14 protein-coding genes are annotated in these 16,336 nt (G+C 62.9%); 6 read left to right on the top strand and 8 right to left on the bottom strand.

Annotation, left to right across the window (positions count from 1 at the left end):
* Positions 1-2 precede the first annotated feature (2 nt).
* From QZ571_RS05030 to QZ571_RS05015, 4 genes are read right to left on the bottom strand one after another with little or no spacing between them, the layout of a single operon-like run.
* Positions 3-2,108, bottom strand: a complete 2,106-nt coding sequence (locus QZ571_RS05030) for a hypothetical protein (RefSeq protein WP_295532571.1) — start codon at positions 2,106-2,108, stop codon at positions 3-5.
* Entirely contained in the window at positions 2,105-4,846 is a 2,742-nt protein-coding gene (locus QZ571_RS05025) for a DUF4159 domain-containing protein (protein WP_295532569.1), read from the bottom strand. The genes QZ571_RS05030 and QZ571_RS05025 overlap by 4 nt, the downstream gene beginning before the upstream one ends.
* Positions 4,843-5,754: a DUF58 domain-containing protein gene (locus QZ571_RS05020; RefSeq protein WP_295532566.1), complete on the bottom strand. Its 912-nt coding sequence runs from the start codon at positions 5,752-5,754 to the stop codon at positions 4,843-4,845. Before QZ571_RS05020 ends, QZ571_RS05025 begins: the two co-directional genes overlap by 4 nt.
* Entirely contained in the window at positions 5,751-6,782 is a 1,032-nt protein-coding gene (locus QZ571_RS05015) for a MoxR family ATPase (protein ID WP_295532564.1), read from the bottom strand. The genes QZ571_RS05020 and QZ571_RS05015 overlap by 4 nt, the downstream gene beginning before the upstream one ends.
* Positions 6,783-6,855: 73 nt before the next feature.
* Here QZ571_RS05015 and QZ571_RS05010 point away from each other — a divergent pair, with 73 nt between their 5' ends.
* Both QZ571_RS05010 and QZ571_RS05005 read left to right on the top strand, forming a co-directional pair.
* Positions 6,856-7,449 carry a DUF1285 domain-containing protein gene (locus tag QZ571_RS05010; protein ID WP_295532562.1) on the top strand — a complete coding sequence of 198 codons (594 nt, stop codon included), beginning with the start codon at positions 6,856-6,858 and terminating at the stop codon, positions 7,447-7,449.
* Positions 7,450-8,202 carry a TIM barrel protein gene (locus QZ571_RS05005; RefSeq protein WP_295532560.1) on the top strand — a complete coding sequence of 251 codons (753 nt, stop codon included), beginning with the start codon at positions 7,450-7,452 and terminating at the stop codon, positions 8,200-8,202.
* Here the strand turns inward: QZ571_RS05005 and QZ571_RS05000 are convergent.
* Together QZ571_RS05000 and polA are read right to left on the bottom strand one after the other, a co-directional pair.
* Positions 8,199-9,101, bottom strand: coding sequence for a cation diffusion facilitator family transporter (locus QZ571_RS05000; protein ID WP_295532557.1), 903 nt, complete (start codon positions 9,099-9,101; stop codon positions 8,199-8,201). The genes QZ571_RS05005 and QZ571_RS05000 overlap by 4 nt on opposite strands.
* 154 nt (positions 9,102-9,255) lie before the next feature.
* Positions 9,256-12,072, bottom strand: a complete 2,817-nt coding sequence (polA, locus tag QZ571_RS04995) for a DNA polymerase I (protein WP_295532555.1) — start codon at positions 12,070-12,072, stop codon at positions 9,256-9,258.
* Positions 12,073-12,218: 146 nt separating this feature from the next.
* On the opposite strand from polA, the gene QZ571_RS04990 reads away from it, so the two are divergent.
* Positions 12,219-12,383: a hypothetical protein gene (locus QZ571_RS04990; protein WP_295532553.1), complete on the top strand. Its 165-nt coding sequence runs from the start codon at positions 12,219-12,221 to the stop codon at positions 12,381-12,383.
* Between the two features lie 33 nt (positions 12,384-12,416).
* On the opposite strand, the gene QZ571_RS04985 is transcribed toward QZ571_RS04990, so the two are convergent.
* Positions 12,417-12,623 (bottom strand): zinc-finger domain-containing protein, encoded by a 207-nt coding sequence (locus QZ571_RS04985; protein WP_295532551.1) that lies wholly within the window; start codon positions 12,621-12,623, stop codon positions 12,417-12,419.
* 82 nt (positions 12,624-12,705) lie between these two features.
* Here QZ571_RS04985 and QZ571_RS04980 point away from each other — a divergent pair, with 82 nt between their 5' ends.
* Positions 12,706-13,638: an ABC transporter ATP-binding protein gene (locus QZ571_RS04980; protein WP_295532549.1), complete on the top strand. Its 933-nt coding sequence runs from the start codon at positions 12,706-12,708 to the stop codon at positions 13,636-13,638.
* Between the two features lie 59 nt (positions 13,639-13,697).
* On the opposite strand, the gene QZ571_RS04975 is transcribed toward QZ571_RS04980, so the two are convergent.
* Positions 13,698-14,747, bottom strand: coding sequence for an FAD-dependent oxidoreductase (locus QZ571_RS04975; RefSeq protein ID WP_295532547.1), 1,050 nt, complete (start codon positions 14,745-14,747; stop codon positions 13,698-13,700).
* Between the two features lie 49 nt (positions 14,748-14,796).
* Here QZ571_RS04975 and mnmD point away from each other — a divergent pair, with 49 nt between their 5' ends.
* Together mnmD and QZ571_RS04965 are read left to right on the top strand one after the other, a co-directional pair.
* Positions 14,797-15,471 carry a tRNA (5-methylaminomethyl-2-thiouridine)(34)-methyltransferase MnmD gene (mnmD, locus tag QZ571_RS04970; protein WP_295532545.1) on the top strand — a complete coding sequence of 225 codons (675 nt, stop codon included), beginning with the start codon at positions 14,797-14,799 and terminating at the stop codon, positions 15,469-15,471.
* Entirely contained in the window at positions 15,464-16,336 is an 873-nt protein-coding gene (locus QZ571_RS04965; protein ID WP_295532543.1) for a DMT family transporter, read from the top strand. Before mnmD ends, QZ571_RS04965 begins: the two co-directional genes overlap by 8 nt.

Here is a 16,336-nt window from a genome sequence, read left to right as displayed (position 1 = left end):
CCTTAGGCCGTACGCCGCCCCCGCCCCTCGATCATCCAGGCCCCAAGCGTCAGCAGCGCTGCCAACAGCAACCACGCCCATGCGGGCAGAACGGGTTGCACGCGAATGTCTGTCGTGGCGCGCGCCCCGCGCGGCGTGATGCCAATCCAGCCCCGCCCCGATGTTGCACGCCCAACCGCTACTTCGCGGATGCGCGGAATGCCCTCCTCCAGCCGGGTCACAGCCCCACCCGAGGCCGCAATCGCCTTAGCCAATGGCTCACCACTGGCGATGGTTTGTTCAAACTCGCGCGGGCTGGCAGGACCCATCGCGACCACGCGCGCCAGATCACCATCCTTGAGCGTATAGAGACCCGGCCCCGGCGCAGTCCAACGCGCGGTGAACTGCCCCGGCGCGCTTTGGCTTAGCGGCACGTCCTGCACAGTGCCATCGGGCAGCGTCACGCTTGCAGGCGGCACATCATCCTTCATCGAGCGGCGCACGATCGTCATCGACAGCGCGCCCGGGTCGATCTCGGCATACAGCGCCTCTTCTTCCAGCTCGGGTTCCTTCATCTCCCAATGCGCGATCCGGCGCAGCAATTCGAGCTGCGGCCCACCGCCATCATAGCCGCGATCCCACAGCCATGCCTGATCCGAGGCCAGCAGCGCCACGCGCCCCTTGCCCTCGCGCGAGAGCACCAAAAGCGGCTTACCGTCGGCGCCCGACATCACGACTTCGCCCTTGGGATCACTCAATTCGACCTGACGCAACCAATGCCCCCAATGGGGCGCTTTCGCGTCATCCTTGGCTTTGTCGGCAGGCGGCGGCGCGCCTTTCAGACCCGCCGTGACGGGATGACGCAGACCCAACTCGGTCGGGCGCGGCAGGAAGCTTTCCGACAGCACCCGCCCGGTGGGGCGCGCAGGCATGATCGAGCCAAGGCTGGTTTGATACAGGCTTTCAACGGTCGCATATTCCGGCCCTGCGGCCACCAAAATCGCCCCGCCCCGTTCGACATAATCGCGGATATTATCGAAATAGGACGACGGTAGGATGCCGCGCGCGCCGTAGCGGTCAAAGATGATCAGATCGAACTCGTCGATCTTGTCCACGAACAATTCCTGCGTCGGGAAAGCGATCAGCGACAGTTCCGACACCGGCACACCGTCTTGCTTTTCGGGCGGGCGCAGGATCGTGAAATGCACCAGATCGACGCCCGCATCCGATTTCAGCAGGTTGCGCCACGTACGCTCGCCCGCATGGGGCTGGCCCGAGACCAGCAACACGCGCAAGCGGTCGCGCACGCCGTTGATCTGCACGGTTGCGGTATTGTTGCGCGTGGTCAGCTCGCCCTCGACGGGGGTCAACGTGAACTGCACCACGTTCTGCCCGCCATGATCCAGCGTCAGCGGCAATTCCAGATCGCGCCCGACATTCACGTCATAGGTTTTCGGATTCTTGCCATCGATTGAGATCGTCAGCTTGGCCTTGGTGCCGATACTGGCGGGCACTTTGCCCTGATCCTCGACCTTGAGGCGGATCGAGCTTTCCTCGCCGATAATGCCAAAGGCGGGCGCGGTTTGAATCACCAAACGGCGATCCCAATCCGCCGCGCGCCCGGTCAGCAGCAGTTGCAGCGGCCCGGGCAGATCGGGCGCAAGGGCGGCGTCATGCGCCTGCCCGTCGCTGATCACCACGGCCCCGGCGACACGCGCGCGCGGCTCGCTGGCGAGCGCCTCGGACAGCGCCGCGCCCAACTCGGTCCCGGCATTTTCCGCGCCATCCTTCACCGTGACCCGGCGCGTCTCGACATTGGGCAACGCGTCAAGCTGGGCTTGCACATTCGCCACGGCGGCATCGGTCTGCGCAGCGCGATCTGATAGCGTCTGCGAGGCAGAGCGGTCATCAATCAGCAGCACGATATCAGACAGCGGCGCGGTCTGTTCGCGTTGCAGCGAGGGCTGCGCAATCGCCGCCAGCAACACCAGCGCCGCCAGCGCCCGCAACGCCCAGCCGCGCAAGCCTCGCCACAGCGCCAGCGCCAGCAGCACCAAAGCCACCCCGCCTGCCGCCCAAATCGCGGGCCACGGCAGCAGCGGCGCAAAGATCACCGACATCCCGCTCATTGCCCCAACCTTTCCAGCAGTGCCGGCACATGGACCTGATCGGATTTATAATTGCCCGTCAGCACATGCATGATCAGATTGACGCCGAACCGATTGGCGATCTCGCGCTGGCGCTCTCCGGTGCGCCCCCGGCCAACCGGGAACATCGGGCGACCGCTGGCATCCACGGCCCACGCCTCGGCCCAGTCATTGCCGCCAATCACCACCGGCGTCACCCCGTCATTGAGGTTGCGAAACGGCATCCCGTCGGCGCGCGCGGCATCGGCGGGCGGGGCCTCGACCCAGATCGTGCCATCATAGCGTCCGGGGAAATCCTGCAACAAATAGAAGGTCCGCGTCAGAACGTGATCCTTGGGGATCGGCGCAAGCGGGGGAATATCCAGCGGAGCCGCCAGCGCCTGCAGGCGTCGACCGGTCGGCGTAGCCTCACCAAAGCCCGCGACATCGGCATCGCGCGTATCAAACAAGATCATCCCGCCGCCGCGCAGATAGCGGTTCAGCTTGGCATATTCCAGCGGGGTTGGGGCGGCTTGATCGGCAGTGATGGGCCAGTAAATAAAGGTGTAAACGGCCAGATCGTCATTTTTCAAATCAACCATCATCGGCGCCGAAGGCTCGACCGTCGTGCGTTGGTTCAACACCGCAGACAACCCCGTCAGCCCCGCCAGCGAAACCCTGTCAACCTCGGGATCGCCCGAGGGCATCGCCGCCAGCACCACGTTTGACGCCGCCTCGATTGCGCGCGCTTCGCTCATTTCGGCGCGCGCTTGTGGCGGCGTGATACCCGTCAATACCAGCGCAGAAACCAGCGCTGCGGTCTTGATTGCGCGCGGCCCCCGCAGTTTGCCCGACAGTGCAAGCGCCGCCAAAATATCGAGCAGCAATGCCCCAAGCGCCAGCGCCAAAAGCCATCCCTTCAGCGGCGTTTCTTGCGTCTCCGTCGCGCCCTCGACCGCCACAGTGGCAGGCCATGTCGCAGGCGTCAGCACCGCATCGCGGCCCAGTGCATTCAGCGCAACAGCGCGCTCATCGGCTGTGTATATCCCGGGTTGCAGCTTGGGCCCCGCCACGGCCTTGGCCAGCTCTGCGCCCGGTACACCTGCCGCCGCTCCCGCATCGCGCAGACGCCCAAAGCCATCAAGCAGCTTTTGGGGCACCCAAGTTTGCCCCGCCAAATCCGCCACCTCTGGCGCATTCGGGCGCGCCGAGACCGCCAGCCGCTCTAGCATCTGGGGAAACAGCACAGACAGCGGCAGCGTTGACCATTCGGCATTGGCGCTGACATGAAACAGCACCAATGCGCCCTGCCCCAGCTTCGCGCGCGTCACCAGCGGCGTGCCATCGACCAGCGAGGCAATCGTGTGCTCTACCAGATCGGGGGCTGGCTCGGCCATAACCTGCGCCTTGACGGTAACGTCATCGGGTACCGCAAGACCGGCAAAAGGAGAGTCCTCGGGAAAGGGTGCAAGTCCGCGCGGCGCGCCCCAACTCATCGCCCCCCCAATCGAGCGCCCACCCGCCCGCAACCGCACAGGCAACAACGTGTCCGCCGTCAGATCGGCATTGGCCATGCGCGGCCCGGCGAACCGAATCAGCAAACCACCCTTTTCCACCCAGTCCCGCAGCTTGGATTGCTCGGGCAGATCGGCCATATCGGCAAGGATAATCACATCGGGATCGGCGGTCAGCACATCATCAAGCGTGCCCTCAATCAGATCCGCCGTCGGCGCAAGCGCCTCGTGCAGGTAATGCGTCGGCGAAAGCAGTTGCAGGCCTTCGCGGTCGCGTGTGCCCGACAAGATCGCCACTTTGCGCCGCTTGACCGCATCATCTGTCAGGCTCACCGCCCCGGCTGACCGCAACCCGCTGATCTCAAACCGGGTGATCCGGTTGCGCAGCTCTGGCGGCAGATCAAAGCGCAAGTCGGCGCTCGTTTTGCCCGCGAAATCCAGCGGCACCCGCGCCAATTCGCGCTCAATCCCCGCCGGATCGCGGCCAATCGCTGCGACCTCGCGTGGACTGGGCGGCGGGGCAGAGGCACGCGCGGGCACCACCAGCGCGCCATCCTCAATCCGTGCCGCGCCAAGCGCCAGAACCGGCACCTGCGATTGCCAGACCGTGACCGCCCCGCGCCCCTGCAGAGCACTTAAAATGGCGCTACGATCAGGGCGCGCCAACCCATCGGACAGCCAAAGCGTATCGAAATTGCCCTGCGGCAGCATCGTGGCTGCGTCGAAACTTTGCCCGATCCAAGGGTGCGGCAACACTCCCGGCAAAGCCTGTGTCACGCTTTTTGCGTCGCTAAAGGTGGGTTGCGCGACGGGCGGCTCTGCCAGCGAAATCAGCGCAACACGCCGCCCGGCCTGTTCCGCCGCACTCAGCGCGCGCTCCATTCGCTCCGTGCGCACGCGCCAGTTGCCCGCCGAGGCCCAGCTTGCATCAGCGATGATCAACAACGGCCCCGAGCCCGGTTCGGCGCGCTGCGGATTCAGCACCGGGCCCGCAAAGCCGATGATCGCCGCCGCCAGCGCCAACAGGCGCAACGCCAGCAGCCACCACGGTGTGCGCGCGGCCTCGACCTCTGTGTCCTTCAACCCCAGCAGCAGCGCCACGCCGGGAAAACGACGTCGGATCGGCGCCGGCGGCACCGCGCGCAGCAGCAGCCACAGCAGCGGCAGCGCGACAAGCCCCAGCAACAGCCAAGGTGCGGTAAAGCCGATCGGGCCAAGCACCATCATCCCTGCCCCCGTCCCAGCGCGCCATATAGCCATAACAGCGCGCTTTGGGCCGGATCGCCCGTGTGATGGGTGGAAAACTGCCAACCCGCACTTTGGGCCAGTCGCGTCAGCGCATCGCGCCGCTGCGCCAGCCGTTCTTGGTAGCGCCCGCGCAGATCGCTGGCCTTGCGGGTCTCATGCACCAACGCGCCCGACATCGACTGAAAAATCGTGCGCCCGTCATAGGGAAAGGCCTCTTCGTCGGGGTCGAGCACCTGTAACATCACGCCCGTCACACCGCGATCGGCCAGCTGGCCCAAGGCGCTTTCGATGGGCGCAAGATCGCCCAAAAAATCCGACAGGAACACCGCGCGCGATTGCGCCGAAACCCCTGCTACCTGCGGCGTGCCGTAATCTTGCTGCCCGCTTGGCGCAGACAAAAGCGCCGCCAGCGCCATCAATTGCGCACGTCCCGGACGCGGCGGGGCGGCAACCCCGGTTAGACCCACGCGCTCTCCGCCCCGGATCATCAGCACCGACAGCGCCAGCGCCAAGACCCGCGCGCGTTCCGATTTCGGGGCCCGCGCCGCGCGCCCGGTTTCCGCTCCGGTAAAGTTCATCGAAGCCGCGTCATCGACCCACAGATGCACCGATTGCGCCAATTGCCATTCGCGTTCGCGCACATATTGCGCATCCGAGCGCCCCGAGCGCCGCCAATCCACAAACCGCGCCTCATCGCCGGAATGGGCGGGGCGATATTGCCAAAACTCCTCGCCGGTGCCTGCACGCCTGCGCCCATGCGCGCCCATCTGAACGGTCGCGGCCAAATGCTCGGCGGCCACCAGCAAGGGCGGCAGTGCCGAGGCGGCGGTCTCGGCCTCACGGCGCAGCGCCAAAGCCTGCACGGATGTGTCCGGGGATGCGTTCAAGCCGCGGCCCCTCTGGACCCGGCGGCTACCCCTTCGGCCCCCGTTACCTCAACCAGAACGCGCCCGATCAGCGCATCCAGCGTTTCGCCACGCGCGCGCGCCGCAAAGCTCAGCGCCATGCGATGGATCAGCACCGGACGCGCCATCGCCTGCACATCCTCAAGTGAGGGCGCAAGCCGCCCGTTGATCAGCGCCCGCGCACGCACCGTCAGCATCAAGGCCTGCGCGGCGCGCGGCCCCGGCCCCCAAGCCAGCGCATCGCGTACCAAATCAGACGCCTCGGGCTCATTCGGGCGGCACGCGCGCACCAGATCAAGAATCGCATCGACGATTTTCTCGCCCACCGGCATTTGGCGCACGATGCCCTGCGCCTCGATCAACTCGACGGGCGTAAACACCGCGTGGGCGGCGTCGGCCAAGGTGCCGGTGGTCGCCAGCAAAATATTACGCTCGGTCTCGCGGTCGGGATAATCGACATTGACTTGCACCAAGAACCGGTCGAGCTGCGCCTCGGGCAGCGGATAGGTGCCCTCTTGTTCGATCGGGTTCTGCGTGGCCAGCACATGGAACGGCGGGCCAAGCGGGCGGTGTTGTCCGGCGATCGTGACTTCACGCTCTTGCATCGCCTGCAACAGCGCGGATTGCGTGCGCGGCGAGGCGCGGTTGATTTCATCTGCCATCAGAAGCTGGCAAAACACCGGCCCTTCGAGAAAGCGAAATGCCCGGCTGCCATCGGGCGCGGTTTCCAGCACCTCCGAGCCCAAAATATCGGCAGGCATCAGATCGGGTGTGAACTGGATGCGATTCGATCCCAGCCCCATAACGGTCGACAGGGTCTCCACCAGCAGCGTCTTGCCCAAGCCGGGCAAACCCACAAGCAAGGCATGCCCGCCCGACAGCATCGCAGCCAGTACCAGCTCAACCACCTGGTCCTGCCCGATGAAGCGCCGGTCAATGGAGGCGCGCGCATCCGCAAGCTTCCCCCCAAGACGTTCGATATCCTTCATCAGCTGTTCAGGCTCGGCCATGACATTCTCCCTCGAGATCCGTATGCTTCCCAGCAAAGCAGATATCCTGGCCTCAAGGAACGGCAAAACTCACATGACGGATCACAAAGAGACAGATTCCGCCCATATCCCCTCTGCTGAGGGGCTGGCCAATGCCGCGCGAACGGCCTCAAAAAAAGGCCCGCCACCGGTGCATCTGTGGAACCCGCCCTTTTGCGGCGATCTCGACATGGAAATTCGCGCTGACGGGACTTGGTTCTATCTGGGCACGCCGATTGGGCGGGCGCCGCTGGTGCGTTTATTTGCCTCGATTCTCAAGCTGGAGGACGGAAAATATTTCCTCGTCACCCCGGTCGAGAAAGTGGGCATTCGGGTGCAGGACGCACCATTTGTGGCGGTCGATTTTGAGGCAGAGGGCACGGGCGACGATCAGACCCTGCGCTTTGAAACCAATGTCGGCGACAGCGTTCTGGCCGATGGCGATCACAAAATCCGGGTGCAGCACAGCGAAGACGGCACGCCGCGCCCTTACCTGCATGTGCGCCGTGGCCTTGAGGCGCTGATCGACCGCAAAAGCTTTTATCGGCTGGTCGATCTGGCGGTGACGCGGCCCCATGAGGGGCAAGATTGGCTGGGGGTGATATCCTGCGGCCAGTTCTTTCCGATCCTGCCCGCCGCGGAGGTCTAAGTGCCAAAATTTGCCGCCAACCTGACCTTCCTGTTCACCGAACTGCCCTTCATGGAGCGCTTCGCCGCCGCCAAAGAGGCCGGGTTTGACGCTGTCGAGGTGCTGTTTCCCTATGAATTCTCGGCCCAGGAAATGCGCCACGAATTGGTGCGCCATGACCTGACTTTCGTGCTGATGAACGTACCGCCCCCCAATTGGACCGGCGGGGATCGCGGTTTCGCCGCCGTACCGGGCTGCGAGGATCGGTTTCGCCGCGATTTCGACCGCGCGATGCGATTTGCCGATGTGCTGGGACCGCGCCACATTCACATCATGGCGGGCAAGGCGCGGGGCCTCGTCGCGCGTAAAACCTATATCGACAACCTGACATGGGCGGCGGCGCGCGCGCCCAAACGCTCACTGACGATCGAGCCGATCAACCCAATCGACATGCCGGGCTATTTTCTCAATGATTTCGATCTGGCAGCCGAGATACTGGACGCCGTCGGCGCGCCAAATCTGAACCTGCAATTTGATGCCTATCACGCCCATGTCCTGACCGAAGACGTGGCCGCGACATGGGACAAGCACAAAGATCGCGCGGTGCATGTGCAATTTGCGAATGCGCCAGGACGTAGCGATCCGGGCAGCGGAGAGATCGACCTGAGCGCATTTTTCAATCAGCTCGATCTCGGCGGCTATGCGGGGTTCGCCTCGGCCGAATATAGGCCTGTCGGGGAGACGCGCGATGGCTTGGGCTGGTTGGCCACCTAATGGGCAAGATGATCGGCACAGCCCGTTAGCACAGTCTCCGGTTCCAGCGTGGCGTGGTGAATGTCAAAGCGATGCGCGAGCATTTCCTTGGCGCGCGCAATCACCGGGGCGTAATCATCGCCCGCCCCCAGCACCAGATGCGCCTCAACCGAGACCCGCCGCTCGTCGATCTGCCACAGATGCACGTGATGGACGCTCTGCACGCCTGCAATCTCGGCCAGCGCACCGCTCACTTCGGCCGTGTTCGCCTCGGGTGGTGTGCCCAACATCAAGATGCGCAACACCGGCTTCAGATCGCCCACGACATGCCACAGAATGAAGGCTGAAATCCCGATTGTCAGCAACGGATCGACCAACCGCCAATCATAAAGCAGGATCAAAGCGCCTCCGACAATCACCGCCACCGAGGCCCCCGCATCGGCAAGATTGTGCAAGAACGCGGCGCGAATATTGAGGCTATCCTTAGAGAGCGCATAGGTCAGCGCCGCCGTTGCTAGATCAATGATCAGCGCCAATCCGGCCAACCAAACCACGATCCAGCCATCGACCTGCGGCGGCGCGACAATCCGCCCCAACGCCTCGAAAACCAGCCAGATCGAAATCAGGATCAGCGCAATATAATTCACGAAAGCCGCAACCACCTCGGCGCGCGCCCATCCGAAACTCATCGCAGCATCCGCCCCGCGCCGCGCCAGCCGCCGCGCCCCAAAGGCCAACACCAGCGCTGCCGCATCTGAGAAATTATGTACCCCATCCGCCACCAGCGCCATCGAGCCCGCAATCGCCCCGCCCGCAACCTGCGCCACGGTCAAGATCACATTGACCACCACGGCAAAAAGCACCCGATTATCGCCAGCGCCCTCGCTTAGATGATGATGATGTTGATGGTCATGTGGCATCGCGTTCCTGTCTCTTTCTGGCGGTGTTCTTTTGGCGCGCGTGGAACGCTCCGCGGGGAGTATTTAGGGCTAGATGAAACGTGGTGTGGCTTTCATCTAGCCCTAAATACTCCCGCCGGAGGCATCCGCACTATCACTCCACGCCCCGTGTGTCTCAATGCGCCTCAGCCCAGCTTGCCCCTTGCCCGGCATCAACGACCAGCGGCACCGAAAGTTTCATCACCGGTTCCGCCGCACCCTCCATCGTGGCGCGCGCAGCAGCAATCAGATCATCGACCGCGCCGTTCTCGACTTCAAAGATCAATTCGTCATGAACCTGCAGCAGCATCGTCGCGGGCAGCCCCGCGATGGCGGCGGGCATTCGGATCATCGCGCGCCGGATAATGTCAGCCGCCGCCCCTTGAATCGGCGCGTTGATCGCGGCGCGTTTGGCAAATCCCGCCGACGGGCCTTTAGAGGTGATTTCGGGGGTATGAATTTTGCGGCCAAACAGGGTTTGGACGAATTTATGCTCTTTCGCGAAGGCCACCGTGTCGTCCATGTATTGGCGAATACCCGGGAAACGTTCGAAATAGCGGTCGATAAAGCCCTGCGCCTCGGCGCGCGGAATCCGCAAATTGCGCGCAAGACCAAAGCCGGAAATCCCATAGATCACGCCGAAATTGATCGCCTTGGCCTTACGGCGAATGTCAGAGGTCATCTGATCGAGCGGCACATCGAACATTTCCGAAGCCGTCATCGCGTGAATATCCAAACCCTCTTTGAAGGCCTGTTTCATCTCGGGCAGATCGGCGACATGGGCGAGGATACGCAGCTCGATCTGGCTATAATCGAGCGAGACGATCTTCATCCCCGGCCCCGCGACAAACGCCTCGCGGATACGGCGACCTTCCTCGGAGCGCACGGGAATATTCTGCAAGTTCGGATCGGTCGAGGCCAGACGCCCGGTATTGGCCCCGGCGATGGAGTAGGACGTGTGCACGCGCCCCGTTTCCGGGTTCACATGGGTTTGCAGCGCATCCGTATAGGTCGATTTCAGCTTGGCGATCTGGCGCCAATCCAGCACCCGAGCCGCCAGTTTCGCTGCCTGCGGATTCACATCTTCCAGCGTGGTGACGTCTTCGAGCACGTCTGCGCCGGTACCATAAGCGCCCGTCTTGCCCTTCTTACCGCCCTCGACGCCCATTTGATCGAACAGGATTTCGCCCAGCTGCTTGGGCGAGCCTACGTTAAACGGCGTGCCTGCGATCTGCGCGATCTCGTCTTCCAGCCCGGCCATTTTCTGCGCGAATGCGTTGGACATGCGCGACAAAACCTGCGCGTCCACCTTGACCCCCGCCATTTCCATATCGGCCAGAACCGGCACCATCGGGCGTTCCAGCGTTTCATAGACCGTGGTGACCTGTTCGCGATGCAGGCGCGGCTTGAACTGCTGCCAGAGCCGCAAGGTGATATCAGCATCCTCGGCGGCGTAACGCGTGGCGGTGTCGATCGCGACCTTGTCAAAGGTGATCTGGGATTTGCCCGAGCCGATCAGATCCTTGATCGGGATCGGCTGGTGGTTGAGATAGCGATCCGAGAGCGCATCCATGCCGTGATTGTGCAACCCCGAGAACATCGCGTAGCTCATCAGCATCGTGTCATCGATCGGGACGACGCGAATGCCGTGACGCGCGAAAATCTTGAAGTCATACTTCATGTTTTGCCCGATCTTGAGGATCGAGTCATCCTCCAGCACGGGTTTGAGCAGCGCCAGCGCCGCATCCATATCCATCTGCCCCTCGGCGCGAGCCGTTCCGCCAAATAGATCATCCTCGCCCATGGAGTGGCCCAGCGGAATATAGGCCGCCTGGCCCGCCTCGATGCACAGCGACACACCGACCAGATCAGCCTGCATTTCGTCCAGCGAGGTGGTCTCGGTATCGACCGCAACCCAACCGCGCGCGCGAGCTTGATCGAGCCATTTCTCTAACGTCTTGGCATCACGGATACAGACGTAGCTTTCCGGTGTGATTGGGGGGGCGTCTTGCGCAGGTGTGGCCGCGTCCGTCGAGGCGGTTATCTCAATCGCGGGCGGTGGCTCGGCGTTGAATTTCTCAGCGACGCGGCGGGTGAGCGTGCGAAATTCCATCCGGTTCAGGAAATCGAGCAGCGTTTCCACCAGCGGTTCGCGAATCTCCAGATCATCGAGCGTAAAGGTGATCGGCGTTTGCGGGTCCAGCGTTACCAACTGCTTCGACAGCCGGATCTGGTCCGCATTATCGACCAGCGATTCACGGCGTTTGGGCTGTTTGATTTCGCTTGCGCGCGCCAACAGCGTTTCCAGATCACCGTATTCGTTGATTAACAAAGCGGCTGTTTTCACCCCGATCCCTGGCGCGCCAGGGATGTTGTCGACCGAATCGCCCGCCAGCGCTTGCACGTCGACCACGCGATCCGGGCTCACGCCAAATTTCGCTTCGACCTCTTCGACACCGATGGCGCGATTCTTCATCGCATCGAACATCTCGACGCCGCCACCGACCAGTTGCATCAAATCCTTATCCGAAGAAATGATCGTCACCCGCCCGCCCGCTTCGCGCGCCTGACGCGCCAGCGTGGCGATGATGTCATCTGCCTCATAGCCCTCAAGTTCCTCGCAGGCGATATTGAAGGCGCGCGTGGCCTCTCGGGTCAGCGGCATCTGCGGGCGCAAATCCTGAGGCATCTCATCGCGATTGGCCTTGTATTTGTCATACATGTCGTTGCGAAATGTATGGCTGCCCTTGTCGAAAATCACTGCCGCATGGGTGGGCGCATCAGAGCCTTTGGCGTCCTCGATATATTTCCACAGCATGTTGCAAAACCCGGCCACCGCGCCAATCGGCAAGCCATCGGATTTACGCGTCAGCGGCGGCAGCGCGTGATAGGCGCGAAAGATAAAGGCCGATCCGTCGATCAGATGCAGGTGACAACCTTTGCCGAATGCCATGAAAACAGTTCTCCTTCGCGCGCTTTGGATAGGTTGTGCCACAGCGCGCCACGCAGTGCCAGCACTCGCCCGTCTTCGCGCGAGCCCTTGCGCAAAACCCCGTGATGGCCCATCTGTCTGCAAAGACTGCGTAAAAGGATCAGGTGATGGATTATTCCAAATCAGGAGGTGCCAATATGGCCAAACATGCCCCCGCCCATAGCGAACACAACGCCAAGGGTTCGAAAAAGAACCCCTATGGCAAAGCTGCCCCTAAGGCCGAATTGCTGGCGCGCATGAAGGCCGCCGCCGAAAAGAAAAAGGACGGCTAAACGCCGCCCTTCTGACATAAACACGAACTGCGTTCAGTGATCGTCATGCGCATGTTCGCGGTCGATCACATATTTCTTATCGCAATAACCACATTCCACGAACCCAGTATCGCGCGGGATCGAAAGCCAGACGCGCGGATGGCCCAACGCGCCCTCGCCGCCATCGCAGGCGACTTTCCAATGCGTGACGATCTCGATCTCGGGGGCCTCAGGGGTCGGGTGCGAAGAGGTGGCAGTCATGGCGGCTCCATCTATATAAGGGCGCAAAGGGGCGCGCCCATCCGTTGGGCGCCATTCTAACTATCACGAAAGGCGGGGCAAGTTGGAACAGCAGGCAATCGAGGTCAAAGGTCTACGCAAGACCTATGCGGGCAGCAAAAAGCAAGAACCGAAAGAGGCGCTGAAAGGGCTGGATCTGTCAATCCCGGCGGGCACGATCTTTGGGCTTTTGGGCCCCAATGGCGCAGGCAAATCGACCCTGATCAATATTCTGGCGGGTCTGGTGAAAAAAACCGATGGGCAAGTTGTGATCTGGGGGTTCGACCAAGATGTGAACCCGCGCCAGTCGCGTGCCGCCATCGGCGTGATGCCGCAAGAAATCAACATGGACCCGTTTTTCACCCCGCGCGCGGCACTGGAAACACAGGCTGGGCTGTATGGCGTGCCTAAATCGGAACGCTGGACCGATGAGATTTTGGAGCTTGTGGGCCTAAGCGACAAGGCCGAGGCCTATGCTCGCGCCCTTTCGGGCGGAATGAAGCGGCGCTTGTTGCTGGCCAAGGCATTGGTGCATCGGCCGCAAATTCTGGTGCTTGATGAGCCCACCGCCGGCGTCGATATCGAATTGCGCGCGATGCTGTGGCGCAATGTGCGCAAGCTCAACGAACAGGGGATGACGATCATCCTCACCACCCATTACCTCGAAGAGGCTGAGGAAATGTGTGACGAAATCGCCATCATCAACCACGGCGAGTTGATCGTGCGCGACACCACCGCCAACCTGCTGGGCCGGATGGATCGCAAGGCGCTGGTCGTTGAACCGCGCAACCCCGCGCCCGATCACATCGCACTGCCCGACGGCGTCAAGATGGACAAGCGCCCCGGCGGGCGGCTCGCCTTTACCTATTCGCGCAGACAGACCGGACCTGAAGATATTCTTGACGCGATCCGCGCAGCAGGCATCGAAATTCGCGATGTGGCGACCGAACAGCCCGGACTGGAAGAGGTTTTCGTCTCACTGACCTCAAGTCAGTGAGGCAGGACACCTCGCTTGGCTAATAGCGGGCAGCCGCGTCGCGATAGCGCGGCCCCCTTTTACAGGTTGTCTTGAACGCCAAACCCTTCGGGGATTGTCGCCTGCCGGTCGAGTACCAGATCGATCATGACCTGCGCCACTTTCGGGGCCATGCCAAAGCCAATTTTGAACCCACCATTGGCGATGAAATGCCCCGGTCGATCGGGCCAAGCCCCCAGCATCGGTGCGCGCGATTTTGCACGCGGGCGCACCCCGCCCCATCGGTCGATCACGCGCGCTTGCGCTAGCGCAGGACACAGGCGGCGGGCGGTGTCGATCAGCGTCTCAAGCTGGGCATCGGTCGTATCGGGAGCGTCAAATTCGCGCTCGGAGGTCGAGCCAATTGCGACCGTGCCATCGGCGTGTGGCACGAGATGCAGGCTGTCGGCATAGATTTGCGGCGCAACGCCCGCGTCATGGCGCAACAACGCGGATTGCCCTTTGACGCCGTTGCCCATTGGCCTGCCGAAAGCAGCACTCAGATCGGCCAAGCCGGGGGCACCGGTGGCGTGGATCACCGGGCCGATCTCGGCCCCCTCGCCAATCACGATCTCGACGCCCAGCGCCTGCAAAGCCGCAACGAGGGCGGCTCCAGCGGCACGCGGCGCGGCACGCGCGCTTAGCGTGTCATGGATCACCAGCCCCGTGGGTGAAGGCGGCGCGAAGGGGGCGAACTGCGCCGCCTCGACCACCTGCCACGTCGCGCGCCCCTGCCATAAATCGGCTGCCGATTGCGCGCGTTCCTGCGCGCGGGCGATCTGCGTCTCGTCCATCAGCGGCTGGATGCGCCCGATGCGACCATAGCCCGGATCGCGCCCGCCGATCTGCGCAACCTCGGCCCAGAAGGTCTCGGCCATCATCAGGCTTTCAAATTGAAATTGCTTCTTGGCGTTCCAGTTTTCGGGCACATGCGGGGCAAGCGCGCCGACATGCCCGCCCGAACTGCCCGCGCCAATCCGCTCGGCCTCGATCAGGCGGACCTTCGCGCCACGCCGCGCGCCTTGATAGGCGATGGCAAGGCCAAAGATACCGCCACCGCGCACTGTCAGATCGGGTCGCCCGCTTGTCATTCGCCGTTCCTTGCTCCAATGCTCGGATCAAAGCAACGGACTATCCCTGATGACCCTGCCTGACCAGAGCAAAGCCGATCTGGACTGGCGCGACGGCGTGTTGCCTGTGTCGCGCCGGTTTGATGACCCCTATTTCAGCCTTGGTGGCGGCTTGGATGAAACGCGCCATGTGTTCTTGGCGGGCAATGACTTGCCCGGGCGTTTGGCGGCGGGGTTTCAGGTGGCCGAGCTGGGCTTTGGCACCGGGTTGAACCTGTTGGCGCTGCGCCTGATCTGCCCGGACGATTGCGCGATCCGGTTCACCTCGTTTGAGGCCTATCCGATGAGCGCTGAAGAGATTGCGCGCGCGCTGGACGCATTCCCGCAGGCTCAGGCGATTGCCGCGCCGTTTCTTGACGCGTGGGCGCAGGGCGCGCGGGCGTTTCAGTTCGGCCCGATCGCGGTTGAGGTGATTGAGGGCGATGCGCGTGACAGCCTGCCACGCTGGCAGGCGCAGGCGGATGCGTGGTTTCTCGATGGGTTTTCACCCGCCAAAAATCCCGAACTCTGGGGCGATGATTTGATGGCGCAGGTGGGCGCGCATACGGCCAAGGACGGCACCTTCGCCACCTATACCGCCGCCGGGTTCGTGCGCCGCGCCTTGGCGCAAGCCGGGTTTGAGGTCTCCCGCAGCCCCGGTTTCGGCCATAAGCGTCATATGTCGAAAGGGGTGTTTCATGGTTGAGCAGGATAACCGCCGGGGCATCCTCCTGATGGTCATGGTGACCTTCATCTTTGCGATGCAGGACGGGATCTCGCGCCATATCGCTGACACCTACAATGTCTATATGGCGCTGATGGTGCGGTTCTGGTTCTTCGCGGGGTTCGTGCTGGTGATCGCGGCGCGCAGCCCCGGAGGGTTGCGGCGCGCCAGCCGCTCGGGTCTGCCTTGGGCGCAGTTGTTTCGCTCGGTCGTGCTGATCGTCGAAGTGATCGTGATGGTGCAAAGCTTTGTCTATCTGGGACTGGTGCATAGCCACGCGGTTTTTGCCTGCTATCCGCTTCTGGTGGCGGGGCTGTCCGGGCCTGTTCTAGGCGAGAAAGTCGGCTGGCGCAGGGTGGTGGCGATTGCGATCGGCTTTGTCGGGGTGCTGATCATCCTAGAGCCGGGCTTTGGCGTATTTTCGCCCTATGCGCTGATCCCGCTGGCGGCGGCGACGCTGTTTGCGCTTTATTCGCTGATGACGCGCTATGTTGGGCGGGTCGATCCGGCCTCGGTGTCGTTCTTTTATACTGGCGTTGTCGGGGCGCTGATTGTGACCGCTGTCGGCATCTGGCATTGGCAGAACATGACGCTTGCCGATTGGGGCTGGATGGCAGTGTTATGCGTCACGGCGGCGACCGGGCATTTCCTGCTGATCAAGGCCTATGAGGTGGCCGAGGCGTCAGCGATCCAGCCCTTCGCCTATCTGCAACTGGTCTTCGCCGCCACGCTGGGCGTTGTGGTGTTTCACGAACCGCTTGAGATCAACGTGGTGATCGGCGCGGGCGTGGTCGTCTGCGCGGGGCTGTTCACGCTGTGGCGCGCCCGGGTTGCGGCGGCGTCCTAG

The organism is uncultured Thioclava sp., assembly GCF_913064665.1.
In the GTDB taxonomy this organism is placed as follows: domain Bacteria; phylum Pseudomonadota; class Alphaproteobacteria; order Rhodobacterales; family Rhodobacteraceae; genus Thioclava; species Thioclava arctica.
Note: the sequence above shows the minus strand (reverse complement) of the source record. Positions and strands in the feature narration are given on the sequence as shown.